The sequence below is a fragment of the Streptomyces sp. CB02980 genome (assembly GCF_014451325.2).
GTDB lineage: Bacteria > Actinomycetota > Actinomycetes > Streptomycetales > Streptomycetaceae > Streptomyces.
In genome coordinates this window covers 191,148-216,720 of the sequence record NZ_JACSCH020000014.1, presented here as the reverse complement: position 1 = coordinate 216,720, position 25,573 = coordinate 191,148, and the positions used below count along the sequence as shown (strand labels likewise).

Annotated in this window: 25 protein-coding genes and 1 riboswitch; of the genes, 4 read left to right on the top strand and 21 right to left on the bottom strand. The window is 71.6% G+C overall.

The features are described 5' to 3' along the window. Positions 1-111 precede the first annotated feature (111 nt). Positions 112-1,110, bottom strand: a complete 999-nt coding sequence (locus E0F75_RS27505; RefSeq protein ID WP_229313636.1) for a LysM peptidoglycan-binding domain-containing M23 family metallopeptidase — start codon at positions 1,108-1,110, stop codon at positions 112-114. A 4-nt stretch (positions 1,111-1,114) separates the two neighbouring features. Further along, positions 1,115-1,302: riboswitch (cyclic di-AMP (ydaO/yuaA leader) on the bottom strand. A 360-nt stretch (positions 1,303-1,662) separates the two neighbouring features. On the opposite strand from E0F75_RS27505, the gene E0F75_RS27500 reads away from it, so the two are divergent. Further along, positions 1,663-2,484, top strand: coding sequence for a tyrosine-protein phosphatase (locus E0F75_RS27500; protein ID WP_229313635.1), 822 nt, complete (start codon positions 1,663-1,665; stop codon positions 2,482-2,484). A 7-nt stretch (positions 2,485-2,491) separates the two neighbouring features. On the opposite strand, the gene E0F75_RS27495 is transcribed toward E0F75_RS27500, so the two are convergent. The 19 genes from E0F75_RS27495 to E0F75_RS27405 form a co-directional block, all read right to left on the bottom strand. Further along, a complete protein-coding gene (locus E0F75_RS27495; protein ID WP_198955821.1) occupies positions 2,492-2,647 on the bottom strand; it encodes a DUF6126 family protein in 156 nt (51 codons plus the stop codon). Between the two features lie 34 nt (positions 2,648-2,681). Further along, complete coding sequence (locus E0F75_RS27490) at positions 2,682-3,341, bottom strand: helix-turn-helix domain-containing protein (RefSeq protein WP_229313634.1); 660 nt, start codon at positions 3,339-3,341, stop codon at positions 2,682-2,684. 73 nt (positions 3,342-3,414) lie between these two features. Beyond that, complete coding sequence (locus E0F75_RS27485; protein ID WP_229313633.1) at positions 3,415-4,800, bottom strand: aspartate aminotransferase family protein; 1,386 nt, start codon at positions 4,798-4,800, stop codon at positions 3,415-3,417. 62 nt (positions 4,801-4,862) lie between these two features. Beyond that, positions 4,863-5,885, bottom strand: coding sequence for an adenosyl-hopene transferase HpnH (gene hpnH, locus E0F75_RS27480; RefSeq protein ID WP_055600469.1), 1,023 nt, complete (start codon positions 5,883-5,885; stop codon positions 4,863-4,865). 7 nt (positions 5,886-5,892) lie between these two features. Next, complete coding sequence (locus E0F75_RS27475) at positions 5,893-6,552, bottom strand: 1-hydroxy-2-methyl-2-butenyl 4-diphosphate reductase (RefSeq protein WP_229313632.1); 660 nt, start codon at positions 6,550-6,552, stop codon at positions 5,893-5,895. Next, positions 6,552-8,579: a squalene--hopene cyclase gene (gene shc / locus E0F75_RS27470; protein WP_229313631.1), complete on the bottom strand. Its 2,028-nt coding sequence runs from the start codon at positions 8,577-8,579 to the stop codon at positions 6,552-6,554. The genes E0F75_RS27475 and shc overlap by 1 nt, the downstream gene beginning before the upstream one ends. A 107-nt stretch (positions 8,580-8,686) precedes the next feature. Beyond that, positions 8,687-9,787 carry a polyprenyl synthetase family protein gene (locus E0F75_RS27465; RefSeq protein ID WP_229313630.1) on the bottom strand — a complete coding sequence of 367 codons (1,101 nt, stop codon included), beginning with the start codon at positions 9,785-9,787 and terminating at the stop codon, positions 8,687-8,689. After that, positions 9,784-11,232, bottom strand: coding sequence for a hydroxysqualene dehydroxylase HpnE (gene hpnE / locus E0F75_RS27460; RefSeq protein ID WP_229313629.1), 1,449 nt, complete (start codon positions 11,230-11,232; stop codon positions 9,784-9,786). Before hpnE ends, E0F75_RS27465 begins: the two co-directional genes overlap by 4 nt. Then, positions 11,229-11,366 carry a hypothetical protein gene (locus E0F75_RS27455; RefSeq protein WP_229313628.1) on the bottom strand — a complete coding sequence of 46 codons (138 nt, stop codon included), beginning with the start codon at positions 11,364-11,366 and terminating at the stop codon, positions 11,229-11,231. Before E0F75_RS27455 ends, hpnE begins: the two co-directional genes overlap by 4 nt. Further along, positions 11,366-12,316: a presqualene diphosphate synthase HpnD gene (hpnD, locus tag E0F75_RS27450; protein ID WP_229313627.1), complete on the bottom strand. Its 951-nt coding sequence runs from the start codon at positions 12,314-12,316 to the stop codon at positions 11,366-11,368. Before hpnD ends, E0F75_RS27455 begins: the two co-directional genes overlap by 1 nt. Next, positions 12,313-13,224: a squalene synthase HpnC gene (gene hpnC, locus E0F75_RS27445; protein WP_229313626.1), complete on the bottom strand. Its 912-nt coding sequence runs from the start codon at positions 13,222-13,224 to the stop codon at positions 12,313-12,315. Before hpnC ends, hpnD begins: the two co-directional genes overlap by 4 nt. A 313-nt stretch (positions 13,225-13,537) precedes the next feature. Then, entirely contained in the window at positions 13,538-14,185 is a 648-nt protein-coding gene (locus tag E0F75_RS27440) for a TetR/AcrR family transcriptional regulator (protein ID WP_229313625.1), read from the bottom strand. A gap of 170 nt (positions 14,186-14,355) precedes the next feature. After that, positions 14,356-15,144, bottom strand: coding sequence for an ABC transporter ATP-binding protein (locus E0F75_RS27435; protein ID WP_229313690.1), 789 nt, complete (start codon positions 15,142-15,144; stop codon positions 14,356-14,358). A 1-nt stretch (position 15,145) separates the two neighbouring features. Continuing rightward, entirely contained in the window at positions 15,146-16,075 is a 930-nt protein-coding gene (locus E0F75_RS27430) for an ABC transporter permease (RefSeq protein ID WP_229313624.1), read from the bottom strand. Positions 16,076-16,124: 49 nt separating this feature from the next. Next, positions 16,125-16,970, bottom strand: coding sequence for a glycosyltransferase family 2 protein (locus E0F75_RS27425; protein WP_229313689.1), 846 nt, complete (start codon positions 16,968-16,970; stop codon positions 16,125-16,127). Positions 16,971-17,017: 47 nt separating this feature from the next. Then, positions 17,018-17,797, bottom strand: coding sequence for a CDP-alcohol phosphatidyltransferase family protein (locus tag E0F75_RS27420; RefSeq protein WP_229313623.1), 780 nt, complete (start codon positions 17,795-17,797; stop codon positions 17,018-17,020). Continuing rightward, positions 17,775-18,836 (bottom strand): iron-containing alcohol dehydrogenase family protein, encoded by a 1,062-nt coding sequence (locus E0F75_RS27415; protein WP_229313622.1) that lies wholly within the window; start codon positions 18,834-18,836, stop codon positions 17,775-17,777. Before E0F75_RS27415 ends, E0F75_RS27420 begins: the two co-directional genes overlap by 23 nt. Next, positions 18,824-19,561 (bottom strand): sugar phosphate nucleotidyltransferase, encoded by a 738-nt coding sequence (locus E0F75_RS27410; protein WP_055600458.1) that lies wholly within the window; start codon positions 19,559-19,561, stop codon positions 18,824-18,826. The genes E0F75_RS27415 and E0F75_RS27410 overlap by 13 nt, the downstream gene beginning before the upstream one ends. Further along, a complete protein-coding gene (locus E0F75_RS27405) occupies positions 19,558-21,354 on the bottom strand; it encodes a DUF5941 domain-containing protein (protein WP_229313688.1) in 1,797 nt (598 codons plus the stop codon). The genes E0F75_RS27410 and E0F75_RS27405 overlap by 4 nt, the downstream gene beginning before the upstream one ends. A 438-nt stretch (positions 21,355-21,792) precedes the next feature. On the opposite strand from E0F75_RS27405, the gene E0F75_RS27400 reads away from it, so the two are divergent. From E0F75_RS27400 to idi, 3 genes are all read left to right on the top strand, one after another. Continuing rightward, entirely contained in the window at positions 21,793-22,734 is a 942-nt protein-coding gene (locus E0F75_RS27400; protein WP_229313621.1) for a cation diffusion facilitator family transporter, read from the top strand. Between the two features lie 197 nt (positions 22,735-22,931). After that, positions 22,932-24,179 (top strand): bifunctional class I SAM-dependent methyltransferase/N-acetyltransferase, encoded by a 1,248-nt coding sequence (locus E0F75_RS27395; protein WP_229313620.1) that lies wholly within the window; start codon positions 22,932-22,934, stop codon positions 24,177-24,179. A gap of 152 nt (positions 24,180-24,331) precedes the next feature. After that, positions 24,332-24,961 carry an isopentenyl-diphosphate Delta-isomerase gene (idi, locus tag E0F75_RS27390; RefSeq protein ID WP_073904326.1) on the top strand — a complete coding sequence of 210 codons (630 nt, stop codon included), beginning with the start codon at positions 24,332-24,334 and terminating at the stop codon, positions 24,959-24,961. Here idi and E0F75_RS27385 read toward each other — a convergent pair. Next, positions 24,927-25,484 (bottom strand): ATP-binding protein, encoded by a 558-nt coding sequence (locus tag E0F75_RS27385; protein ID WP_374115437.1) that lies wholly within the window; start codon positions 25,482-25,484, stop codon positions 24,927-24,929. The genes idi and E0F75_RS27385 overlap by 35 nt on opposite strands. Positions 25,485-25,573: the final 89 nt, after the last annotated feature.

The window sequence follows — 25,573 nt, the reverse complement described above, 5'->3', positions numbered from 1 at the left end:
TGACGTCGGGTGACATATGCCACCGATAAAGAATTTGCCAAGCCGGAATAGACCGGGAACACGCCGGAGGCCCGGCACATGTGTGCCGGGCCTCGGGGTGACGACGGAGCGTCAGATGTTCACACCGTGCTGGCGCAGGGCGGCGATCGGGTCGATGTCGGAGCCGTAGTCCGGCCCGGTGCGGATCTCGAAGTGCAGGTGCGGGCCGGTGACGTTGCCGGTCGCGCCGGAGAGGCCGATCTGCTCTCCGCCGCTCACGGTCTGGCCGGCGGAGACGGAGATCGAGGAGAGGTGAGCGTACTGCGAGAAGGTGCCGTCGGCGTGCTGGATGACGACCTGGTTGCCGTACGCGCCACCGTCGCCGGCGGAGTAGACGGTGCCGGGGCCGACCGCGACGATCGTGGTTCCGGTGGAGGCCATGAAGTCGACACCGGTGTGGTAGCCGGAGGACCACATGGAGCCGGCGGCGCGGTACGGGGTGGACATGCCGCCGCTGACCGGGGCGAACCAGCCGGAGGCGGAGGTCGAGGCGCCGGAGGACCCCGAGGACTGCGCCGTCTTCGCGGCGGAGGCGTCCGCGGCCGGGGTGCTCGCGGCCGGGGCGGCGGAGCGCTCGCTGCTCCGGGAGGCGCGCGAGGTGTCGCCGTTCTTCTCGGAGCTCTTGGGGGCGGCGGCCTTGGGCGCGGCGCTCTTCGGCGCGGCGGCCTTGGCGGTGCTCTTGGCGCCGAGGGTGAGCTTCATGCCGGGCAGGATGAGCGAGGGGTTCTCGCCGACGACCTGACGGTTGTCCGCGTACAGCTTCTGCCAGCCACCGGTGAGGTGGTGCTCGGCGGCGATCTTCGACAGGTAGTCGCCCCGCACGACGGAGTACGTCTTGGGCGCGGCCTTCGCGGCGGTGGGCGCCGCCTTGGCGACGACGGGGGCCTTCACCTGGGCGGCGGCGGTGACGGCCTGGCCGGGAGCGGCGGCCGGGGCGGCCTGCTCGGCGGCGTGGGCGCCGGTGGCACCGAGGAGCGGGAGGGCGACGACGGCACCTCCCGTACCGGCGGCGGCGATTCCGCGGGTGAGGCGGTTGGACTTGATGCGGCGGTGCTTACCCTTCGCGGGCATGGCGAATTCCTCTCCGGCGCCTACGAGGTGAGCTGTCGGGTTCGGACTGGAGATGTCCGGCCGCGCTCTCACGCGGCTTCACCCCGAGCCGTCCTGCGTCGCGGGACCGGCGTACTTCCTGGGTCCCCCGCTCCTGCCACGCATGGGATGAGTGGAATTCCGGACGGTGGCAGGATTCGGCGGTCCGACCGGATTGACGGTGACGCTAGACGAGCGGGGTCGACGCGAACAAGCCAATGATTTCTCCCGGCTTTCCGGGTACGGCCTTTCACCTGGAATTCCGGTCACCCTCCGTGGATGACGGACCCTCGATTTCCTTTTTCCGTACGGCAATTGCTCCGGCCCGTCGGCCACGATCCGTCACTTCTATGACCCTGCTCACGCGCTGCGACTCATCTCGCCTGTAAACAGGGCGCGTTATACGCAAGGCCTCAATTCGGACAGATCACCCATTCCCGTCCAGGGGGGTGCGCCATCACGGCCCCACCTGGATGATTGCCCCTGGAACCGATCTCGCATCGGGCACCCGAACGTCGACCATCAGGAGCATCCGTGACGCAGCAGCTGCCGCAGGTCCCGCCCATCGAAGCGAACGAACCCGAGCTGGCCGAGGTCCGCAACTTCCGGGACGTGGGCGGCCTGCCGACGACGGACGGGCGTGCCGTGCACCCCGGCCGCCTCTACCGCAGCGGCCACCTCGCCCACGCCACCGAGGAGGACATCGTCTTCCTCGACTCGCTCGGACTGCACACCGTCTTCGACTTCCGGAACCTCGCCGACCGGAAGGTCGAGGGCCCGGACGTCGACCTGCCGGGTGTACGGAACGTGAACATACCCCTCAACGACCCGGCCGACGGAAAGGAGTTCTGGAAGCTGGTCCGCGACGGCGACATCGAGCAGCTGCGGGACATCCTCGGCGACGGCAAGGCCGCGACCCGAATGTCCGACTCGTACCGGAAGATGGTGGTCGAGCGGACCGAGGAGCACAGCCGGATCCTGCACGCGCTGGCCGAGGACAGCCTCCCCGCCCTGATGCACTGCGCGGCCGGCAAGGACCGCGCCGGGCTCTCCATCGCGATCACCCTGCTGGCCCTCGGGGTCGAGCGGGAGGCGATCGAGGCCGACTACGTGAAGTCGAACGACCCGCACCGCCGCTACAAGGTGCGCCGCAGCTCCACCGCCCCGGACGCGATGTCGCCCGAGGTGATGGAGCTGCTGAGCCCGCTGTTCGACGCGCGGGCGGAGTATCTGCGGGGCGCCTTCGAGACGATCGAGGCGACCTGGGGCTCGGTGGACGCCTACCTCACGGAGGGCCTGAAGCTGTCCCCGGAGACCCGCGAGCGGCTGCGCGAGCGGCTGCTCACGGAGGCGTGACCAGGACCTACTGGTTCTGCCCGCCGAGCATGAAGAGCAGGTAGAGGAAGCCGGCGAAGAGGTGCCCGGCGATCAGATAGGCGAAGAGGCGCAGGACGAGACCCTTGGGGAACTTGCCCTCGCCTCGCTCTTCGCCGGTGACAGCTCGTGACTTCTCGGACATCTCGGTCCTTTTCTGTCGAAGGAAGTACGCGGGATCAGCGTCGGTGCGGAGTTCCGTCGCCGAGACACAGCTCGGCGACGGGGCTCTGCATCAGGGTGTGGACGAAGAGCAGCTCGGCCCCGCCGGGGGTCGCCGCCCCGATCCGGTGCGGGGTCAGCGAGTCGAAGTGCGCGCTGTCCCCGGGATCGAGGACGTGGACGGCCTCGCCGAGCGCCAGCCGCACCCGGCCCTCCAGGACGTGGATCCACTCCTCGCCGGGGTGGACGCGCACGATGTCGGCCCGGGTGGCGTACGGCACGTGGACCCGCAGGCACTGCAGGGCGCGGCCGGCGCCGCCCGCCTGGCGGTAGATCCAGCCGTCGGCCTCGACGGGTTCGGAGCGCCCGGCGCGGACGACGGGGTCGCGCTCGGGGGGCGTCTCGCCGAGGAGCTCGGAGACCGTCGTACCGTAGATACGGGCCAGGGCCAGCAGCATCGGGAGCGAGGGCTGCCGGTTCCCCGTCTCCAGACGCGAGAGGTGGGCCGGCGAGAGGCCGGCCCGCTGGGCGGCTGCCTCCAGGGTGAGCCCCCGGCGGCGGCGCAGGGCCCGCAGCTGCGGGGCGACATCGGGCAGGACGTCGGGGCCGGCGGTGCCAGGGGCGCCGGGGGCCGGGGTGACGGGGTCCGGGGAGGTTTCCCCGGGGACGTGGTCCATGCGTCCATTCCGCCAGGATCGTGCCTCTGAGGCAAGTTTCTTGCCTCAGAGGCAAAAGCCCGGGGTCGTACGGTCAGCGCTGTGCGACGGCCTGTTTCACCAGGGTCTTCCCGAAGTCCCACATCAGCCCGCCGCCACCGTGGGCGTCGTCCATGACCGCGGTGAAGGCGGTGACGAACCGGTCCACGTCCGCCTCGTCGACGACCAGCGGCGGGATCAGCTTGATCACCTCCAGATGGTCCCCGGAGACCTGGGTGAGGATCTGGTGCCGCTGGAGCAGCGGGACGACGACCATCTGGGCGAAGAGACCCTTCCGGGCCGCCTGGAGCATGGTCCAGCGCCCGCGCAGCCCGAGCGAGGACGGCCGGCCGAACTCGATCCCGATCATCAGCCCGCGCCCGCGGATCTCGTGGAGCAGCTCGTACCGGGGCACGAGCTCCTTCAGCCGCCCGGAGAGCAGGTCGCCGATCCGGCGGGCGTGCGCGACCGTCCCCTCGTCCTCCATCACCGCGAGGACGGCGAGCCCGGCCGCCATGGCCTGCGCGTTCGATCCGAAGCTCGCCGAGTGGACCAGGACCCGGTCCATCGACGAGTAGACCTTCTTGAAGATCCAGTCCTTGCCGAGGGTGGCGCCGACCGGCACGTAACCGCCGGAGAGCGCCTTGGCTACACAGACCAGGTCGGGTTCGACGCCGTCCTCGTGCTGGTACGCGTAGAAGTCGCCGGTCCTGCCGAGGCCGGTCTGCACCTCGTCGGCGATGAGCAGCGCCCCGTGCCGGTGCAGCAGCTCCTGGGCGGCGCGCAGGAAGCCCGGTGGGGCCTCGTGGACCCCCTTGCCCTGGATCGGTTCGACGACGAAGGCGGCCACGTCGCCCTTGCCCAGCTCCCGCTCCAGGGCGTCGAGGTCGCCGAGCCCGATCGCCGTGTCGGGCAGCAGCGGGGCAAAGCCGTCCCGGAAGCCGTTCTCGCCGTTGACGGAGAGGGAGCCGGTGGTGAGCCCGTGGAAGGCGTGGGTGCAGTAGAGGACCCTGGGCCGCCCGGTGGCGTACCGGGCGAACTTCAGGGCGGTCTCCACGGCCTCCGTGCCGCTGTTGCCGAAGAAGACCCGGTCGAGATGCGGGCTGTGGGCGAGCAGCCGCTCGGCGAGGAGTCCGGGCAGCGGCTGGCAGTCGAAGCGGGTGAGGTCGGCGAGCTGGGCGTCCAGGACGTCGTGGAGGGCCTTGCGGACGACGGGGTGGTGCCGTCCGAGGCCCATCACGCCGAAGCCGGCGAGCATGTCGAGGTGGTCGACCCCGTCGGCGTCCCAGAAGTGGGCGCCCTCGGCCCGCTCGTACACCTTGTCGAAGCCGATGGTGTGGAGCATGCGCGGCAGCTGGTGGTTGAGGTAGCGGGCGTGCAGCTCGTACCGCTCGCCGCCGCGCTCGGCGAGCAGCGCCCGCAGGTCGAACTCACCCTTCACGGCCGCTCACCCGTTCCCTGGGCGGTCACCGGCTTCATGGTCGGTCACCCTTTCGCGTGCGCTCACCCGTTGTTCCCGGAGACGGTCTCCCTGACCGCGCGCAGGGATTCCTTGAGAGAACCCATGGTGGCGAGGACGGCGGTGGGCTCGTAGCCGCAGTGCGCCATGCAGTTGGCGCACCGCGGGTCCTTGCCGCGGCCGTACTTGTCCCAGTCGGTGTCCTCGATGAGTTCGCGGTACGTGGGGACGTATCCGTCGCTCATGAGATAGCAGGGTCGCTGCCAGCCGAAGAGCGAATAGTTCGGAATGGCCCAGGCGGTGCACGGGAAGTCCGCCTTTCCTTCCAGGAAGTCCAGGAAGAGCGGCGAGTGGTTGAGCCGCCAGCGGCGCCGGTTTCCGCCGGCGAAGGCCTTCTTGAAGAGCTCGCGGGTCTGCTCGACGCCGAGGAAGTGCTCCTGGTCGGGGGCCTTCTCGTACGCGTACGCGGGCGAGATCATCATCTCGTCGACCTGGAGGTCGTCGTTGAGGTAATTGAGCACCTCGATGATGGTCTGCGGGGTGTCGGTGTTGAAGAAGGTCGAATTGGTGGTGACGCGGAAACCGCGCCGCTTGGCCTCCTTGATGGCGGCCACCGCCTCGTCGAACACGCCCTCCTTGGCGACGGATTCGTCGTGCCGCTCGCGCAGGCCGTCGATGTGCACGGCGAAGGCGAAGTACGGCGAGGGCGTGAAGTTCTCCAGCTTCTTGCGCAGCAGCATCGCGTTGGTGCAGAGGAAGACGTACTTCCGCTTGGCCACCAACTGGCGAACGATCTCGTCGATCTGGGGGTGCATCAGGGGCTCGCCGCCCGCGATGGACACCATGGGGGCGCCGGACTCGAGGACGGCGCCGACCGCCTGGGCGACCGGCATGCGCTGCTTGAGGACACCTGCCGGGTGCTGGATCTTTCCGCAGCCCTCGCACTTGAGGTTGCAGGCGAACAGCGGCTCCAGCTCGACGATCAGCGGGAACTTCTCACGCTTGCGGAGCTTCTGTTCGATGAGATAGGTCCCGACCCGGATGGACTGACGGAGCGGCATGGCCATAACTCGCTCACCTCCTGGGGAGCAGCAAAGAACGGTGCCATTCGAAGAATGCGGGAAGGACGGCACGGAGAACACGGAAGGCCGATATTCCCCCGCGTACCGTGCCGATCCGGACCAGTTCATGTTCTGGAGCGTCCACGACCACCCGGACGGCCGCAACCGGGCGGGCATCCGGCCCCGTACCGCCGCGGGCCGTCGTGAGCGTCGCGGCGGACTCCATGTCGACGGCGATGGCGCCGGTGGCACGCAGCGCGGCGCGCTCGGGGCCGCGCACCACATGGTCGGAGCCGGTCAGCGGCCCGGTGTGGACGGCCCGCCCGGGCACAGCCCTGACCAGGGCCTTCACCAGGAGTTCGGTCCCGGTGCAGGAGATCGTGCCGTCGGGACCGCGGGTCTCGTCGGCGACGATCAGGTCCCCCGGGTGCATCCCCGGCGCGAGCCCCGCGCAGAAGCCGGAGGCGATGACGGCGGCGTCCTGCCATCCATGCGCGCCGAGGGCCCGGGAGACGGCCCGGCGGGCCCGGTCGGGCCCCATGCCCGTACGGAGCACCGTGACGGGCCCGGGGGCGCCGGCCCGGTCCCCGCTGCGCAGGGCGAGCTGCTCGATGCCGAGGGCGCAGGCGATCAGCAGCGGCGGCGGGGCGCCGGGGCCCGGCTCGCGCCCCATCAGCGGGCCTTGCCGGGCGAGGGCTCCCCGTACACGTAGCGTCCGAGCGCCGTGAGGGGGAAGACCTGACGGTAGAGGTGGTAGTTGATCGAGAAGTCCCAGGGGAAGCCCGTGCCCGTGAAGTACGGCTCGTCCCAGGAGCCGTCCTCGCGCTGGGTCTCGGTCAGCCAGGCGACGCCCCGGCGTACGGGTTCGGAGTCCCGCTCGCCGGCCGCGAGGAGGGCGAGCAGCGCCCAGGCGGTCTGGGAGGCGGTGGAGGCGCCGCGCCCGATCCACTCCTCGTCGTGGTACGAGCGGAGGTCCTCGCCCCAGCCGCCGTCCTCGTTCTGCACGGACCCGAGCCAGCGGACGGACCGGCGGATCGCCGGATGGGAGACGGGGAGCCCGGCCGCGGTGAGCGCGGGGAGCACCGAGCCCGTGCCGTACACGTGGTTGACGCCCCAGCGGCCGAACCAGGCTCCGTTCGGCTCCTGTGCGGCGAGCAGCCACTCGATTCCCCTGCGGGTACGGGGATCCTGGGCCAGTCCCTCGAAGGCGAGCATCTCCACCACATGGGCGGTGACGTCCGCGGAGGGCGGGTCGATCACCTCGCCGAAGTCGCAGAACGGCAGCTTGTTGGGGAGGGCGCTGGTGTTGTCCGCGTCGAACGCACCCCAGGCGCCCCCCTTCGACTGCATCCCGAGCGTCCACCGCGCGCCCCGGGCGACGGCCGCCTCCAGCCGGGCGGGGTCGGGGTGCCTGACCCTGCGGAAGGCGAGGAGCACCTCGGCGGTGTCGTCGATGTCGGGGTAGTTGTCGTTGTGGAACTCGAACGCCCAGCCGCCCGGGGGCAGTCCGGGCCGCCGTACGGCCCAGTCCCCGGTCCGGGTGATCTCCTCGTCGAGCATCCAGTCGACGGCCTTCACCAGGGCCGGGTGGTCGGGTTCGAGACCGGCGTCGGCGAGCGCGATGACGGCGAGACAGGTGTCCCAGACGGGCGACTGGCAGGCCTCGATCATCCGCGAGCCGTCCTCGCGCCACACGGCGAACCGGTCGAGCGAGGCGAGTCCGGCCCGCATGACGGGGTGCTGGAGGTCGTAGCCGAGGAGGTGGAGGGCGATGACCGAGTAGACGGCGGGCGGCTGGATGCCGCCCCAGCAGCCGTCGTTCTCCTGGCGCTCGATGATCCAGCGCGCCGCCTGGTTCATCGCGGTCCTGCGCAGGGCGCGCGGCGCCACCCGGTGGTAGACGTGCAGCGCCTTGTCGAGGCGCTGGAAGAGCCCGTCCCAGCCGGTGGCCGGGGCGAGCGGCCGGGGCGGGGAGGGCAGGTCCGCGTCGGTGTGCAGCTCGTCGAGCGGGAAGGGCGCGGGGCGGACCGGGCGCTTCGCGGAGACCACGGTGAGCGGCACGATGGTCTGCCGGGCCCAGCAGCCGAAGTCGTAGATGTTGAGCGGGAACCACTTGGGCAGGAAGAGCAGTTCCGGGGGCAGCTCGGGCAGGTCCTCCCAGCGCCACCAGCCGAAGAGGGCGAGCCAGATCCTGGTGAAGACCCGGGCGGAGGCGATGCCGCCGCCGGCGCGGACCCAGGCGGAGGCCCGGGCCATGTGCGGGGCCTCGGGCGGGTCTCCGGCGAGCCGCAGGGCCACATAGGCCTCGACGGTGGCGGAGAGGTCGCCGGGCCCGCCGTAGAAGGTGGCCCAGGCGCCGTCCTCGCGCTGCTCGCGGCGGATGTGGAGGGCCGCGGCGTGCGTGGTGTCGGCGTCGAGGATGCCCAGGAACTGTCGGAGGAGGAGGTCCTCGGCGTCCATGGTGACGTTGGTCTCCAGGTCGCCCTTCCACCAGCCCTCGGGGTCCTGTCGGGCGAGCAGATGCCCGGCGGCCCGTTCCGCCGCCCGCGCGGCGGCCCCGTCGAGGCCGGACGCGTCGGGCGGGGCGGTCCCGCCGAGCCCCGAGGCGGCGCCCCCACCACGCAGGGGCTCGTTCGTCGTGCTGGCCGCGGCTGCCCGGGGGCCCACGGCCCCGGCGCTTCCGTCGGTCGTCGCTGTCATGGCTTCCCCTTTGCGCAGTCGGTTACTTCTGCTTCTACGGGTCTGCCGTCGGCCGGCGCCGGGTGGCACCGGCCGGCGACCGCGAACTCATATCAGGGTGATGGTGATCATCTCTTCCGTACGACCACGAAGTCGGCCAGCTCGACGAGCTGTGCCCGCACCCGGGCGGGCATGTCCACCTCGTCGAGGGCCTCGATCGCGATCGTGTGCTGGCGGCGGGCCTCCTGGGAGGTCCACTCGCGTCCTCCTGCCTCCTCGATGAGGGCCGCGCGGGTGGCGAACTCCTCCTCGGAGAAGGTGTCGAAGTCGTTGGACTTGGCGTCCGCGGCGAGCAGTTCGCCGAGGCGCTCGGATGCGGGGCCGCCGGCGGCGAGCGCGGCGACGACCGGCAGGGACTTCTTGCGCTGGCGCAGATCGCTCCAGGTCTGCTTGCCGGTGGCCTCCGGGTCGCCCCAGATGCCGAGCAGGTCGTCGACGGCCTGGAAGGCGAGCCCGAGGTGGTACCCGTACTCCTCCAGCTTGTCGGCCGTGCGGTCGTCGGCCCCGCCGAGGACCGCGCCGATGGAGACCGCGCAGGCGAGCAGGGCGCCGGTCTTGTTGCCCTCCATCTCCAGGCACTCCTCGACGGTGACCCGCTCGCGGTGCTCGTAGGAGATGTCCTGGGCCTGGCCGTCGATGAGCTTGCGGCTCGCGGTGGTGAGCCGGCGGGTCGCCCGGCCGGCCTCCACCGTGCCGAGCTCCAGCAGGATCTCGTTGGCCAGGGCGAACAGGGCGTCGCCGACCAGGATGGCCTGCGCGGGGCCGTGCACCTTCCACACGGTGTCGCGGTGGCGGCGCTGCTCGTCCCCGTCCATCAGGTCGTCGTGCAGCAGCGAGAAGTTGTGGACGAGCTCCACGGCGACGGCACCGGGGATCCCGACCTCGGGGGCGACGCCCGCGGCCTCGGCCGACAGCAGGGCGAGCGCGGGGCGGACGGCCTTGCCGCTGTCCCCCTCCGCGGGATTGCCCTGCGCGTCGATCCAGCCGAAGTGGTAGGCGGCCACGGTGTCCATGGGTGGCGCGAGGCGGTCGACGGCCGCCCGCAGTACGGGGGTGGACAGGGTCCGCCCCCGCTCCAGCAGTGCGGACACGTCCGCGGTGTCGACGGCCGGATTACCCGGCGGCACAGTCGGCACGGTCTCTCCTCTTGTTCCGGTACTCACACTCATGCCGCCTCCTGCAGCGGATGGTCATGGCGGCGGCCGAGGGCGGAGAGCGCGGCACCCGCGGCGCTGAAACCACTGCGGACGGCACCCTCCATGGTCGCGGGCCAGCCGGTGGCGGTCCAGGCCCCGGCCAGGAAGAGCCCCGGTGCCTGGGTGCGGGCGCCGGGGCGGAGCCGGCCGACGCCCGGGGTGGGGGCGAACGTGGCCGTCCGCTCCCTGGTGACGAAGAAGTCGCGGATCCCGGCGCCGCGCGCGGCCGGCAGCAGCCGCTCCAGCTCGGGGAGGTACTTCGCGCGCAGGGCGGCGACGGGTTCGTCGATCTCGTCCTGGGCGGCGGACTGGGAGACGGCGAGGTACTGGCCGCCCACCGGTCGCCCACCACCACCCTGGCCCGAGTGCCCTTCGGGCCCGCCCCTCAGTAGCCCGGAGGAGTCCGTGCGGTCGAAGACCCACTGCACCGGGGAGCCGAGAGCGGTGAAGAACGGCCGCTTCAGCACCTTGCGGTCGTAGATCACGTGCAGGTTGAGGATGGGCGCGGTGGCGATGTCGAGGAGCCGGTCGGGGTCGTCGAGTGCGCCCTCGGGCAGCAGGCCGTGGGTCTCCTCCTGCGGTACGGCGAGGACGACGGCGTCCGCGACGAGCGTCTCGCCCGGCACGTCGACGGCCCAACGCCCGTCGTCGGTACGGGAGATCCGCTCGGCCTTGGTGCGGAGCGCCGTGCGCACCCCGAGGGCGTCGAGCTCCTTCGCGGCCCGGGTGTCGTGGAGTTCACCGAGCGGGACGTGGGCCCAGCCGATGTCGGCGGCACCGGGCTCGGAGAGGAGACCGGTCTTGAAGACCATCGCGGCCAGCCCCATGGAGGCCTGCGAGGCGGGGGCGTTGAGGGTGGGGATGCCGACCAGGTCCCAGAGGGCGTCGACGGTCCGCGGGGACTGGCCGTGCCGGCCGAGCCAGGTGGCGAAGTCGATGCCGTCGAGCGCCGGGTCGGCGGGGTCGAGCTTCCTCAGGGCGAGCGCGGCCCGGCCGACGGAGGCGCGCTCCGCGAGCGAGAGGTGCGGGTAGGTCGCGAGGCTGCGTGCCAGGTGCAGCGGTACGGGGAGGTTGTCGCGGCGGATCCGGCCGAGCCTCGGCCCGCGCGGGTGCGCGACGTCGAGGACGGGGACGTCGAGACGGTCCTGGAGGGGGGCGAGCCGGGCGCCGTCGACGCGGTCGAGGAACCAGCGGTAGGCGGTGCAGCAGCGCAGGTAGACGTGCTGGCCGTTGTCGACGGTGAGGTCGCCCCGGCGGAAGGAGAAGGCGAGGCCGCCGAGCCGGGGCCTGCCCTCCAGGAGGGTGACGCCGACGCCGGCTTCGGCGAGCTGGAGGGCGGCGGTGATTCCGGCGAGCCCGCCGCCGACGACGACGGCCTGCGGCTGCCGGGTGTGCTGCCCGGTTCCTTCGTGGGTCACACGGCCTCCGTTCGGTGCAGCGCGGTCAGGGGCGTCGCGGGCCGGGTCGTGCCGGCCCGGGCCGCCCACGGCAGGGACGCCGGTGCGGTGCCCGGGGTTGCCCGGCGGGCGGGGGCGGCGGCGTACGGAGGCATCAGGCACGCCTCCTGACGGCGCGCCGGGCGACGGTGCGGGTGTCCAGACCGGAGAGGCCGCGCACCGCGACGTACGCCTTCTCGCGGCCCGGCAGCGAGACACGGCCGCGCAGCACGGCCTCGGGGTCGCGTTCGATCCGGTCGAGGAGACGGCGGTAGATGCCGGCCATGGCGGCGACACAGGCGCCGCTGCGCCGGTCGAGCATGGGCAGCAGCCGGTAGCCCTCGGCGAACAGGGCGCGGGCGCGCCGTACTTCGAAGTGGACGAGCCCGGCGAAGTCGGCGCCGGCGGGCGGCTTCTCGCTGCCGAAGCCGTCACCGCAGCCGAACTTGGCGAGGTCGTCGGCGGGCAGATAGGTCCGCCCGTTCCCGGCGTCCTCGCGTACGTCCCTGAGGATGTTGGTGAGTTGGAGCGCGAGGCCCAGGGTGTCGGCGTACTCGGGGGCGCGGTCGGCGCCGGGGGCGCCGGGCTGGGTGCCGAAGACGCCGAGGGAGATCCGGCCGATCGCCCCTGCGACGCAGCGGCAGTAGACCTTGAGGTCGTCCCAGGTCTCGTAGGTCGCGCCGTGCACGTCCATGAGGACGCCGTCGATGAGTTCGTCGAGGCCGCCGAGCGGGATCGGGAAACGGCGGGCCGAGTCGGCGAGGGCGACGGCGACCGGGTCGGTGTCGTCCTCGTCGATCTTCCCCGCGCGGACCCGGTCGAGCAGCTCGCGGGTGGCCTCCAGGCGTTCCTGCTTGGCCTCGGGCGCGAGGGTGCCGTCGCCGATGTCGTCGACGCGCCGGGAGAACGCGTACAGCGCGGACATCGCCTGGCGCTTCTCGGTCGGCAGCAGCCGGATTCCGTAGGCGAAGTTCCGCGCCTGCTGTCCGGTGACCGCCTCGCAGTAGCTGTAGGCGGCCAGTACCGGTGCGGACGGCTGGGGCTGTGCCTCCACGGTCGCGCTCACCCCTCTCTCCGCGCCCGGAGCAGGACCGCTCCCACCTGGCGCATCAGGCTCGGCTTGGTGGCCTTCGGTGGGCCGGTCAGCACGTCGTATCCGGCGTCGGTGATCGCGTCGAGTGCCGCGAGTCCCCCGGCCGTGAAGCCCGCCAGGAGGAGACGGAGCCGGCCGTGGACGCTGCCGACGAGCGGGGCGCCCGCGTGGAGCAGGTCGCGGGCCCGCCCGGCCTCGAAGGCGATCAGGGCGCGGACGGAGGCGCCGGCGGTGGGCCGGGCCAGGTCGCTCTCGGTGACGTGGAACCGCTTGAGGTCCTCGGCGGGGAGGTAGACGCGGTCGTTGCCGAGGTCCTCGGCGACGTCCTGGAGGTGCTCGACGATCTGGAGGGCGGTGCAGATCTCGTCGGAGCGCCTGATCCGCTCGGGGGTGTCGGTGCCGGTGATGGCGAGGACGAGCCGCCCGACGGGGTTGGCGGAGAGCTCGCAGTAGGCGAGGAGGTCGTCGTACGTCTCGTAGCGGCCGACCTGCTGGTCCTGGCGGTTGGCGGCGATCAGGCCGAGGAACGGCTCGGGGGTGAGCCCGCACCGGCGCACGGTCGGCGCCAGGCCCTGGAGGAGGGGGTGGCGGGGAGTGCCGTCGAAGACGCGGCGGAGGTCGGCCTCGAAGGCGTCGAGGAAGGCGAGCCGGTCCTGTGCCGTCGCCGGGTCGAGGCCGAGGTGGCGGGCGTCGGATCCGCCGGGGGCGAGGTCGCCGTCGCCGATGTCGTCGACGAGGCGGGCGAAGCCGTAGACCGCCATCAGGTCGTCGCGCCAGGCCCGGGGCAGGAAGAAGGGGGCCACGGGGAAGTTCTCGTCCGCGGCCTTGCCGAGGGTGGCGCGCGAGGAGGCGTCGTTGCGCGCCTGCCGGGTGTCCGTCACAGGTCACTGCCCGACGGAGGGACGGCGAGACCCTCGTGGAGCTGGAGATTCTGCGTCATGGCCGTCACGTCTCCCGTTCTACACTGCCGAGTCAATCCATCCTATTTCGGACACGCCGCCGACCCCTGCCCGTAGAGCCGTCGCCCGGAGGCCCGATGGTCGTGGGGTATCGCCCTACTTGCCGCGAAACAGACCGGTCCAGCTTACGTTGTACGACGGCCGTCGCCATTCCGGGGTGCCGGGCGCCCCGCACCGCACCCGTACGAGTCGTCAACCTCCCTGCACCGCAAGGGAGTTCGGTCTCCGACGGAGGTCAGAGGGCGCGCGTACCGGAGACGACCATGGCGAGGGTGGTCTCGACGACGGCGTTCCTGCGCTGCACGGGAAGGCGCCGAAGAGGCCCTTCGAGCAGGAGAAGTGACAGCCCGTGCACGGCCGACCACGCCGCGGCACCCGCGGCGTGGCGGACGGCCGGGCGCGGGGCGCCGACACGGGCGAGGCCCTCGAGGGCGTCCCGGAGCAGGGTGAAGGCGCGGATCTCGGGTTCGGGCACCTGCCGCTCCGGCATCGGCCCGGCCGTTCCGTCCGGGCGGGGCACGCAGAACGCGGCCCGGTAGAGGCCGGGCTGGTCGACGGCGAAGCCGACGTACCCCCGGCAGAGGGCGGCGAGCCGGCGCTCCGCCGCGAGGGCGGGGTCGTCGGCCCCGGGCTCGCGGCCCGCGGCCCGTTCCATGGCGTCGGCGAGCACGCACTGGGCGTGGGTCCTGACGGTGCGGAGGAGTTCCCCGCGCCCGTCGAAGTGCCGGTAGGCGGCGGTGGGCGAGACGCCCACCCGGCGGGCCGCCTCGCGCAGGACGACCCGTTCGGGGCCGCCCTCGGTGGCGAGGTCGACGGCGGCGCAGATCAGCGCGTTGCGCAGATCGCCGTGGTGGTAGGTCTTTCCCCCCGAGATCGCTGCCATGGGCTCATCCTGCCCGATGTTGCCAGCATGAACATTCCAGGTGCCGGCACGACGCGCGGAAAGAAAGGGGCCGGTGCGCAGCACCTTCGAGCAGGGTGGTGGTGGGAGACGGGTGAGCGGAACCGCCCCCACCGGAAAAGGCGGGGGCGGCACGACGCCGGGGGGCGGGATCAGCGGGCGGTCTCCCGCTCGTACGCCCTGAGGACCTCGTCCGTGGGGCCGTCCATCAGGAGCTGCCCCTTCTCCAGCCAGAGCACCCGGTCGCAGGTGTCCCGGATGGACTTGTTGCTGTGGCTCACCAGGAAGACCGTGCCGGCCTCCTTGCGGAGTTCGCGGATGCGCTCCTCGGAGCGGATCTGGAACTTGCGGTCACCGGTCGCCAGCGCCTCGTCGATGAGGAGGACGTCGTGGTTCTTGGCGGCCGCGATGGCGAAGCGGAGCCGGGCGCCCATGCCGGAGGAGTACGTGCGCATGGGCAGGCTGATGAAGTCGCCCTTCTCGTTGATGCCGGAGAAGTCGACGATCCCGTCGTAGCGCGAGCGCACCTCCTCGCGGCTCATGCCCATGGCGAGGCCGCCCAGGATCACGTTGCGCTCACCGGTGAGGTCGTTCATGAGCGCCGCGTTGACGCCCAGGAGCGAGGGCTGACCGTCCGTGTAGACCTTGCCGCTCTCGGTGGGGAGCAGCCCGGCGACGGCGCGCAGGAGCGTGGACTTGCCGGAGCCGTTGGAGCCGATGAGGCCGATGGCCTCGCCGCGGTAGGCGGTGAAGGTGACGCCGCGGACCGCGTGGACCTTGCGGACGCCCCTGTTGACCTCGGCCTTGCCGCGGCCGACGATCCGGCTGAGCGCCGCCGTGGCGCCGCCCTTGCCGCCGCCACCGGTGTTGACCCGGTAGACGATGTGGACGTCGTCGCAGATCACGGTGGGAACGTCGGACCGGTTGGTGTTCGTGTCGATGTCAGCCACGGCCGTACCTCTCCTCGGCCTTCCAGAAGTAGACGAAACCGCCGATGCCGAAGACGAGGGCCCAGCCGAGGGCGGTCGCCCAGACGTGCGCCGGCAGGTTGTGCGAGCTGTATCCCTCGATGAGGGCGTAGCGGATCAGGTCCATGTAGACGGCCGCCGGGTTGTACATGAGGATGTCGGCGATCCACGCGGGCTTGTCGCGGAGCATCACCGGGATCGAGAACATCACGCCGGACGCGTACATCCAGGTCCGCATGACGAACGGCATCAGCTGGGCGAGGTCGGGCGTCTTGGAGCCCATCCTGGCCATGATCATGGCGAGTCCGACGTTGAACACGAACTGCAGGAACAGCGCCGGGATCACCAGCAGCCAGCGGAGCGACGGGTAGCTGCCGAAGGCGACGGCGACCGCCACGAGCACGATCATCGAGAACAGCAGCTGCTGCAGCTGCTGCAGCGAGAAGGAGATCGGCAGCGAGGCGCGCGGGAAGTGCAGGGCCCGGACCAGGCCCAGGTTCCCGGAGATCGCCCGGACGCCGGCCATGACCGAGCTCTGGGTGAAGGTGAACACGAAGATGCCGGTGACCAGGAACGGGATGTAGACGTCCTTGGACATGCCCTGACCGGCACCCAGGATGAGCCCGAAGATCAGGTAGTAGACCAGGGCGTTCAGCAGCGGGGTCGCCACCTGCCACACCTGGCCCAGCTTCGCCTGGCTGTACTGGGCGGTCAGCTTGGCCGAGGAGAAGGCCAGGATGAAGTGCCGGCGGCTCCACAGCTCGCGGACGTACTCGAACAGTCCGGGCCGGGCGCCGCTGACCGACAGCCCGTACTTCTCGGCGAGCGCGGCCGGGGCCAGGCCCTCGTCGACGGACGGGCGCGCGCTCGTCGCGACCGCCCCGCCCTGCTGTGTGTCACTCACAAGTCGAAACTTTCGTGTTCAAGATGCGCGGCACGTCGGTACCACGATGTCAGACGACCGGGGGGCGACCCAGCCGGGTCAGCCGCCACACCGTACGCCACCTCATGGGGCGGCGCGGTCCGCAGGGGGTCTTCCAGCCTTCACGGAACCCGCCGAACCATGCCTTCAGCGCGGAGAGCGAGGGCCGACGGGCCAGGGTGAGCAGAAGCCAGACGCCGAGATACGCCGGCACCAGGGGCGCGGGCAGATTGCGGCGTGCCAGCCAGACTCGGTTGCGGGCCACGTTGAAGTGGTACGAGGCGTGCCGGGAGGGTGCTGTGGTGGGGTGCAGCAGCACCATGTCCGCACGGTAGTCGATCATCCAGTCGGCGTCGAGCGCGCGCCAGGCGAGGTCGGTCTCCTCATGGGCGTAGAAGAACTCGCCCGGCAGATCGCCGACTTCGGCGAACACCTTGGTGCGCACGGCGTTGGCGCCGCCGAGGAAGGTCGTCACCCGTGAGGAGCGCAGCGGGTCGGAGGCGCGGAGCCTCGGCACGTGCCGGCGCTGGGTGACCCCGGTCTCCGGATCGGCGATCCGGAAGGTGATGATGCCGAGGTGCGGATCGGCGGTGAAGGCCTGCCGGATCAGTTCGGCGGTGTCCGTGTGCGCGAGCCGCCCGTCGTCGTCCAGGAAGAGCAGGACGTCGACGTCGGTGCCGCCGGGGCCGAAGGCCTCGATGCCGATGTTCCGGCCGGCGGGGATGCCGACGTTGTCCGGCAGGTCGACGGTCCGCACCCAGTCGGGCACCCCGGATACCGGGGTGCCCTGCCCGACGACGACGACCTCGACGCGGTCGCCCTCCTGTCCGGCGACCGAGTCGATCAGCGCGCGCAGGTCGTCGGGGCGGTTGCCCATCGTGATGACGACGGCTCCCACCCTGAGCGGCGTGCTCACGGCCGGCCTCACTTCAGCCTGCTCGAAACCATGATCGATACGAGGTGCAGCACGGTCTGGAGCAGCGCGATGCCGGCGAGGACGGCGACACCGAGACGGGTGAAGAAGAGGTCGCCCCTGACCTGGTCCGCGATGGCCAGGACCACGATGAGCAGCGAGGCCTCGATGCCGAGGACGAGCCGGTGGAACTTCAGCGCACCGGCCGCCCGGCGGGCCAGCGCCATGCCGGAGGAGCGCGGCTCGGAGGCCGACTCCTTGACCGGCGGCAGACCGCCCTGGTGCCGGGCGACGCCGACGAGGTCGGTCTCGGCCTTGATCAGGATGGCGCCGAGGGCGGCCAGGGTGCCGAGGAAGGCCCAGAGCCAGTCGATCCGGCCCGAGCCCCACAGGTCGGCGGCGCGCAGGCCGAAGCCGACGAGCACCGCCGCGTCGCACAGGTAGGCGCCGACCCGGTCCAGGTACACGCCGGCCAGCGAGAACTGCTTCTTCCAGCGGGCCACCTCGCCGTCGACGCAGTCGAGCAGCAGGTAGAGCTGGACCATGAGCGCGCCGAGCAGCGCCCCGGGGATCCCGGGCACCAGCAGGGCCGGTGCCGCGAGGACGCCCGCGAGGGTCATCACGTACGTGAGCTGGTTCGGCGTGATCCTGGTGCCGACGAGCCGCCGGGTGATCCTGAGCGAGATCTCCCGCATGTACAGGCGGCCGCCCCAGTGCTCTCCGCTGCGCCGGTCCTTCACACCCGGGGGGTGGACGACCGGGCGGAGCTCAGCTACCGATGGCTTTGGCATAGTCGGCGTACGCGTCCCTGATCTGGTCGTCGGAAAGTTCGAGGTGTTCGAGGATCGTGAAGCGGCCCGGCCGGGTCTGCGGGGCGAAGGACACCGCCTGGACGAACTCGTCCACGCTGAAGCCCATCTCCTCCGGCGTGACGGGAAGCCCGTGCCGGCGCAGCGTCTCGACCATCCGACCGGACCCCTCGTGGGCTCCGCGCAGGTGCATGGCGAAGGCCGCGCCGAGACCGCACTGCTCGCCGTGGCTGGCGGCGCGGGCCGGGAAGAGCAGGTCGAACGCGTGGCTGATCTCGTGGCAGGCGCCCGAGGAGGGGCGGCTGTCCCCGCTGATCGACATCGCGATGCCGGACATCACCAGGCCCTCGGAGAGGGTGACGAGGAAGTCGTCGTCGCCGACGCCGCCGGGGTGGCGGAGCACGGCCTCTCCGGCGCTGCGGGCCATGGCGGCCGCGAGGCCGTCGACGGGCTCGCCGGTCACCTCGTGGGAGAGCTCCCAGTCGGCGATGGCGGAGAGGTTGGAGATGGCGTCGCCGATGCCGGAGCGCACGAAGCGGACCGGGGCGTCCCTGATCACGTCCAGGTCGATGACGAGGGCGATCGGGGTGGGCACACCGTACGAACCCCGGCCGTTGTCGTTGTCCAGGGTCGAGATCGGGGAGCAGATCCCGTCGTGCGAGAGGTTGGTGGCGATGGCCACCAGCGGCAGCCCGACCCGGGCCGCCGCGTACTTCGTCACGTCGATGATCTTGCCGCCGCCGAGGGCGACCACGGCGTCGTACCGCTTGCCGCGCATGGCGTCGGCGAGCTTCACGGCCTCGTCGATGGTGCCGCCGGCGACCGGGTACCAGTCGGCGCCGGGCAGCTCGGGGGCGAAGTGGTCACGCAGCTTGAGGCCCGAGCCGCCGCTGATGGCGACGGCGATCTTGCCGTTGCTGGAGATCCGCTGGTCCGCGAGGAGCGCGGACAGGTCGTCCAGCGCTCCCCTGCGGATGTCGACGACGACCGGTGAAGGAATCAGCCGGGTCAGTACTGGCACGCGATCTCACGGCCCTTCGCGAGGTCGTCGTGGTTGTCGATCTCGACCCACTTGACGTCACCGATGGGCTCGACGTCGACGGTGAAGCCGCGGTTGACCAGCTCCTGGTAGCCGTCCTCGTAGTACAGGTCGGGGTCACGCTCGAAGGTGGCCTTGAGGGCGTCGGCGAGCTCCTCGGCGGCCTCGGCCTCGATGAGGGTGACACCGATGTACTCGCCGGTGGCGGTGGCCGGGTCCATCAGCTTGGTGATCCGCTGGACGCCCTTGCCCTCGGCGGTGATGACCTTCATCTCCTCGTCGGCGAGGTTCTTCACCGTGTCGAGGGCGAGGATGATCTTCTTGCCGTCGCCGCGGGCGGCGAGCAGGGTCTTCTCGACGGAGACCGGGTGGACGGTGTCACCGTTGGCGAGGATCACACCGCGCTTGAGGACCTCGCGGGCGCACCACAGGGAGTAGGCGTTGTTCCACTCCTCGGCCTTGTCGTTGTCGACGAGGGTGAGCTTCAGGCCGTACTTCGCCTCGAGGGCCTCCTTGCGGTCGTAGACGGCCTCCTTGCGGTAGCCGACGACGATCGCGACCTCGGTGAGGCCGATCTCGGCGAAGTTCTTCAGCGTGAGGTCGAGGACGGTGGTCTCACCGTCGACGGGCACGAGGGCCTTCGGAAGCGTGTCGGTGTAGGGGCGCAGACGCCGTCCGGCACCGGCTGCCAGTACGAGACCGATCATGCTGTTTCTCCTTCGTCATGTACGGCTGGTGCTCCGGAGGACACCCAGAAACGGATGGACTCCACGAGCACCACAAGCGCGATGGTGACCGCCAGGGCGGTGAGCGCCAGGGTGAAGTCGTTGCCACGGCTCGCCAGCAGGGCGGCGAGGACGGTCACCAGCAACGTGCGGCCCTCGTGACCGCCGATCGTGCGCACCAGCCACGTGGGCGGCGCGCCGGTGCCGCCGCGGATGCGGTACACCGTGTCGTAGTGATGGTAGGCGACGGCGGCCACCAGCCCGTAGGCCGCGGGCAAGGCCCCGTTCACCTCGGAGCGGGCCGCGAGGATCAGGATCGTGCCGTACTCGGCGGCCCGGAAGAGCGGGGGGAGCAGCCAGTCGAGGGCGCCCTTGAGGGGGCGGGCGACGGCCGCGCCGGCGAACACCACGTAGAAGACGGCGGCGACGACGGTCTGGTCGGACCCGAAGGGGCGGCCGAGGGCCGCGGCGAGCATCGCGCCCGTGGCGATCAGCGCGAGGACCAGCGGCGGCAGCATCAGGATGCCGGTGCGGCCGAGGATCCGGTTCGTCAGCGCGGCGAGCGGCCCGGAGTCCGCGAGGTCCGCCAGGGCCTGCGCGGCCCGGTCGGTGCGCTTCGCCTTGCGGGTCAGGGAGCGCAGGACGCGCCCCGCCGTGGTGTAGCAGGCCCCGAAGGCGCAGCCGATGATCAGGGCCCAGAAGACGATCCGCGGGTTGGTGACGGCGGTGAGGACCGCGATCATGGCCCAGCGCTCGCCGATCGGCAGGATGATCATCCGGCGGGCCCAGACGGTCCAGCCGAGGCTGTCGAGCCGGTCGGAGAGGGCCGCGGTGGGGCTGGTGTTGGCCGTGGCGTCGTGGTTGGCCTCGTTGAACGAGAAGTCCACGACGTGCCGGCAGGTCATGAGGACCATCGCGCCGAGGGCGAGCGCCCAGACGTCGTCGCCGTTGCGGGCCGCGCCGAGGGCGAGGCCGGCGTAGAAGGCGTACTCCTTGGCGCGGTCGAAGGTGGCGTCGAGCCAGGCGCCCATCGTCGAGTACTTCAGCGCGTACCGGGCGAGCTGCCCGTCGGTGCAGTCGAGGACGAAGGAGACGAGGAGCAGGACGCCGGCGGCGATGTATCCGCCGCGCTCGCCGGTCGCCGCGCAGCCGGCCGCGATCAGCGCCGTGAGCAGCGAGGCGGTGGTGACCTGGTTGGGGGTCAGTCCGCGGCGCGCGCACCAGCGGGCGATGTAGCGCGAGTACGGGCTGATGAAGAAGGTGGTGAAGAAGCCGTCGTGGGCCTTCACGGCGGAGCGGAGGCGTACGGCCTCGTCGTCGACGGCGTCCACGGCGGCGCGGGCCTCGTGGCGGGCCTCGGCGTCGGTGGGCACCGTGGCGACGAGGGTGCCGAGCTGCGGCCGGTGCACGGCGACGCCATCGGCGTCGAGGGCGTCGGCGAGCGTCCCGGTGAGGTCGTCGCCGTCGGTGCCGGGGGCCGCGGCGGCGGTCAGGGCGCGGGCGAGCGCGGGGCGGGCCCCGTTCTGCACGGTGAGCGCGCCGGGTGCGGCGGCCGCGGGGAACCGGGGGTCGGTGAGGGCGAGGCGCAGCGCGTGCACATGGCCGACGAACCGGGGGTCGACGAGCGCGACGCGCTCGCCCGCGGGGACCGCGGCGAGCAGGGCCCCGGTCTCATCGGGGCGGGCGGCGGTCCGGACGTCGAAGCCGAGCGACCGCAGATCTCCGTCGAGCGAGGATCCGGGTGCCGGCGGGCCGGTGAGGATGGCGGTCGACAGACGAACTCACTCCTTGGAGCTGACGGAGGGGCCGGCGGGACCATGGCGGCCCCGAGCGCGGCGGTGCGGCCCGGCGCGGGGCGGCGACACGTCGGCTGAGGCTATCGGATGAAACAGAGCGTGAGTTCACCGAGGCTTTGCGGGCCGGACTCCCCCGGGCCCACCCGCGTCCGCACCGGCACGTGTGGTCCCGTGGAGATCATCATGGGCGATCGGCGGCCCGCCTCACAAAACGGCGGCCGTGGCCTCCGGCGGGGACCCCGGCCGACGCCCCGGCGCGGTTCCCGGCGACATCTTCCCGCCACCACCGGTCCGGATTACATCGCCGCAGGTCAGAGCATATGACAACGGTGTTCAGTACCGTGTTGCACATACCCCCCACCCGTAGTTGACTTGCGACTCGGGGCACGTACGAACAGACGATCTGGAGGCCATGTCATGGGGGCTGGACACGACCACGGGCACAGTCACGGCGGCCCTGCGCCGACGGGTACGGCCGGGGCCGCGTACAAGAACCGGTTGCGCATCGCGCTCGGCATCACGCTCTCCGTGATGGTGATCGAAATCATCGGCGGCGTGCTCTCCGACTCGCTCGCGCTGATCGCCGACGCGGCGCACATGGCGACCGACGCGGTCGGCCTCGCGATGGCCCTGCTCGCGATCCACTTCGCCAACCGGCCCCCTTCGGGGAACCGCACCTTCGGCTTCGCGCGGGCCGAGATCCTCGCGGCGCTCGCCAACTGTCTGCTGCTCCTCGGCGTCGGCGGCTATGTGCTGTACGAGGCGATCCAGCGGTTCTTCGAGCCGGCCGAGACCAAGGGCGGTCTGGCGATCGCGGTCGCGGCGATCGGCCTGATCGCCAACGTGATCTCGCTGTCCCTGCTCATGCGGGGCCAGAAGGACAGCCTCAATGTGCGCGGGGCGTATCTGGAGGTGCTCGCGGACGCTCTGGGCTCGGTCACCGTGATCGTCGCGGCCGGCATCATCCTGGTCACGGGCTGGCAGTACGCCGATCCGATCGCCTCGATCCTGATCGGCCTGATGATCGTCCCCCGCACGGTCAAGCTGCTGCGCGAGACGCTTGACGTCCTCCTGGAGGCCGCGCCCAAGGGCGTCGACATGATGGAGGTACGGGCCCACATCCTGGCCCTGCCGGGCGTCGAGGACGTCCACGACCTGCACGCCTGGACGATCACCTCGGGGATGCCGGTGCTCTCGGCGCACGTGGTCGTGGACCAGGACGCGCTCGACTCGGTCGGGCACGAGAAGATGCTGCACTCCCTCCAGGGGTGCCTGGGCTCGCACTTCGACGTGGAGCACTGCACCTTCCAGCTGGAGCCGGTGGGGCACGCGGAGCACGAGGCGAAACTCTGCCTGTGAGAACCGGGCCACCTGTTAGCCTTTTCGTACGAACGCGTGGAGAGAGGAGCTGAGGTTGATGACCGTCGCGATGGAGGCTGCCCCGAGCGGCAGCACCCGGTCCTTCCTCAGCTTCCGGGTCTCCGGCTGACCTGATCCCGGTTCCCACCGGTCCGTCACGTCGTCGGCCGGAGCCCTCTCACAAAGGGTTTCCCACGTTGTCCGACAACGCTTCGCACGACTCCTTCTTCGCCCTGCACCACGGTCTTCCGCGGCAGGGCCCCGGCTCCGACGCCACCACGCGTCGGCTCCTCGCGCTCACCGGCTCGCTGCCCGAGCGTCCGCGGGTGCTCGACCTGGGTTGCGGCCCCGGCCGTTCCGCGCTGCTCCTGGCGGCCGAGACGGGCGCCGAGGTGACCGCCGTCGATCTCCACGAACCGTTCCTCGCGGAACTGCGGCAGTCCGCCGCCGACCGCGGACTCGACGGCTCGATCCACACCCACCGCGCCGACATGGGCGCACTGCCGTTCCCGGACGGCTCCTTCGACCTGGTCTGGGCCGAGAGCTCGGTCTTCGTCCTGGGCTTCGACCGGGCGCTCGCCGAGTGGCGCAGGCTGCTGGCACCCGGAGGCACCCTGGTGCTCACCGAGTGCGTCTGGACCACCGGGGAGCCCGGGCCGGCGGCCCGCGCCTTCTGGGAGGAGCACTACCCGCTCCGTACCGTCGCCGAGCTCTCGGCGGCGGCGGTCGCGGCCGGCTATCACGTCCTGGGGACCGTCCCCCAGCCCGAGAGCGACTGGGCCGAGTACTACGGTCCGCTCGCCGCGCACGCCGACGCGGCGGACACCACCGTGCCCGGTATGGCCGAGGCGGTGGCGGGGGCCCGCGCAGAGATCGCGATGCGGCGCGAGCACGGCTCCGACTACGGGTACGCGGGATTCGTCCTGCGGCCCGCGGATCCGCGCTGGCGCACCCGTCCGGAGACCGCCGAGGAGGCCTCGGTGGTCCGGCCGCTCGTGGCGGCCGCCTTCGGCTCGGAGGCGGAGGCCGAGCTGGTCGACGCGCTCCGGCGGGACCCCGGGGCCTGGCTCCCGGGCCTGTCGTACGTGGCCGAGGCCCCGGACGGCTCCATCGCGGCGCACGCCCTGATCACCCGCTGCCTGGTGGACGGCGCCCCCGCGGCGGCGCTCGCTCCGGTCGCGGTGGCGCCCGCGTACCAGCGGACGGGGGCCGGAAAGGCGGTCGTCCGGGCGGTGCTCGACGCCGCGCGGCTGCGGGGCGAGCCGCTCGTGCTCGTCCTGGGGCACCCGGAGTACTACCCGAAGTTCGGGTTCGTACGGGCGTCCGAGTATGGAATCAAGCCAGGTTTCGAGGTTCCGGACGAGGCCATGATGGCTCTCGTTCTGGACGACTCCGTGCCCGTTCCGCCCGGCACCATCGCATATCCGGCGGCTTTCGGGGTCTAGTCGCCCCCTGTCGTCACTCCGCTCCCGCCGCGCCGGTTGTACTCCGGTGCGGTGGGAGCGGCCACGTCCGGCCGCCGAAGTACGGACAAGCCGCTTTTGTACGGCAGACTGAGGTGGCCCCACCGGGGCGAGGACCGAAGCGAAGGATGGGTATGCCGACCACACCAGCCACCGCGGCTCAGATCTCGCCGGAGATGCCGGAGATCATGTCGAACGGTGTCCAGCCGTCCGAGGCCCCGGCGCCGATCATGCTCGAACTGGTCGACGAGGACGGGACGACCATCGGTACGGCGGAGAAGCTCGCCGCCCACCAGGCGCCCGGGCTGCTGCACCGCGCCTTCTCCGTCTTCTTGTTCGACGAGTCGGGCCGGCTGCTGCTCCAGCGTCGGGCGCTCGGCAAGTACCACTCCCCCGGCGTCTGGTCGAACACCTGCTGCGGCCACCCGTACCCGGGCGAGGCGCCGTTCGCCGCCGCCGCCCGGCGGACCTTCGAGGAGCTCGGCGTCTCGCCCACGCTGCTCGCGGAGGCCGGCACCGTCCGCTACAACCACCCGGACCCGGCTTCCGGCCTGGTGGAGCAGGAGTTCAACCACCTCTTCGTCGGCCTGGTCCAGGCCGCGCCGCGGCCGGACCCGGAGGAGATCGAGGACACCGTCTTCGTCACCGCCGCCGAGCTGGCCGAACGCCATGCCGCCGCGCCCTTCTCCGCCTGGTTCATGACGGTGCTCGACGCGGCGCGTCCGGCGGTCAGGGAACTGACGGGTCCGTCCGGGGGCTGGTGACGACCGGCTGGTGGATCGCCGCTCCCGGCCCCGGTGCCATCGGGGCCAGGGGCAGCGCCGCCCAGATGATCTTGCCGCCGCTCGCGGTGTGCTCGACGTCGCACGCGCCGCCGGACTCCTGGGCGATCTCGCGGACAAGGAGCAGTCCCCGGCCGCCCGTCTGCCCGTAGTCCGCCTCGAGGGCCTTGGGGCGGTACGGGTGGTTGTCCTCGACGGACACCCGGATCCACTCGGGCCCGATGGCCACCTCCACCGCTATCTCCGGGGACAGCAGCGCCGCGTGCCGTACGGCGTTGGTCACCAGCTCGGAGACGATCAGCAGCAGGCCGTCCATGATCTCCTCATGGACGGGGACGCCCTGGCGGACCAGCAGGTCGCGTACGGCGTGCCGGGCCTGCGGGACGGAGACGTCGACCGCGGCAGCGGTGAAGCGCCAGACTCCTTCGTAGGACGGTTGCCGGGCGGGGCCACCTCCGTGGTTCTCCACGGTACGGTTCCCACCCTCGTGCTCGATTCTCGCCACGGATCGAGTCTTGGCAATGCGCGCAGGCGGACCGGCCTACTGACCAGAAGTCGACACTTATCGGCTGCTTTCCGATCGGGTGAGTATGC

What these genes read in the sequence shown, in the direction of transcription:
- E0F75_RS27505 (WP_229313636.1), bottom strand. Translation starts at nt 1,110, where the DNA reads ATGCCCGCGAAGGGTAAGCACCGCCGCATCAAGTCCAACCGCCTCACC.
- E0F75_RS27495 (WP_198955821.1), bottom strand. Translation starts at nt 2,647, where the DNA reads ATGTCCGAGAAGTCACGAGCTGTCACCGGCGAAGAGCGAGGCGAGGGC.
- E0F75_RS27490 (WP_229313634.1), bottom strand. Translation starts at nt 3,341, where the DNA reads ATGGACCACGTCCCCGGGGAAACCTCCCCGGACCCCGTCACCCCGGCC.
- hpnH (WP_055600469.1), bottom strand. Translation starts at nt 5,885, where the DNA reads ATGGCCATGCCGCTCCGTCAGTCCATCCGGGTCGGGACCTATCTCATC.
- E0F75_RS27475 (WP_229313632.1), bottom strand. Translation starts at nt 6,552, where the DNA reads ATGGGGCGCGAGCCGGGCCCCGGCGCCCCGCCGCCGCTGCTGATCGCC.
- shc (WP_229313631.1), bottom strand. Translation starts at nt 8,579, where the DNA reads ATGACAGCGACGACCGACGGAAGCGCCGGGGCCGTGGGCCCCCGGGCA.
- E0F75_RS27465 (WP_229313630.1), bottom strand. Translation starts at nt 9,787, where the DNA reads ATGAGTGTGAGTACCGGAACAAGAGGAGAGACCGTGCCGACTGTGCCG.
- E0F75_RS27455 (WP_229313628.1), bottom strand. Translation starts at nt 11,366, where the DNA reads ATGCCTCCGTACGCCGCCGCCCCCGCCCGCCGGGCAACCCCGGGCACC.
- E0F75_RS27440 (WP_229313625.1), bottom strand. Translation starts at nt 14,185, where the DNA reads ATGGCAGCGATCTCGGGGGGAAAGACCTACCACCACGGCGATCTGCGC.
- E0F75_RS27425 (WP_229313689.1), bottom strand. Translation starts at nt 16,970, where the DNA reads ATGGGCAACCGCCCCGACGACCTGCGCGCGCTGATCGACTCGGTCGCC.
- E0F75_RS27420 (WP_229313623.1), bottom strand. Translation starts at nt 17,797, where the DNA reads ATGCCAAAGCCATCGGTAGCTGAGCTCCGCCCGGTCGTCCACCCCCCG.
- E0F75_RS27410 (WP_055600458.1), bottom strand. Translation starts at nt 19,561, where the DNA reads ATGATCGGTCTCGTACTGGCAGCCGGTGCCGGACGGCGTCTGCGCCCC.
- E0F75_RS27400 (WP_229313621.1), top strand. Translation starts at nt 21,793, where the DNA reads ATGGGGGCTGGACACGACCACGGGCACAGTCACGGCGGCCCTGCGCCG.
- idi (WP_073904326.1), top strand. Translation starts at nt 24,332, where the DNA reads ATGCCGACCACACCAGCCACCGCGGCTCAGATCTCGCCGGAGATGCCG.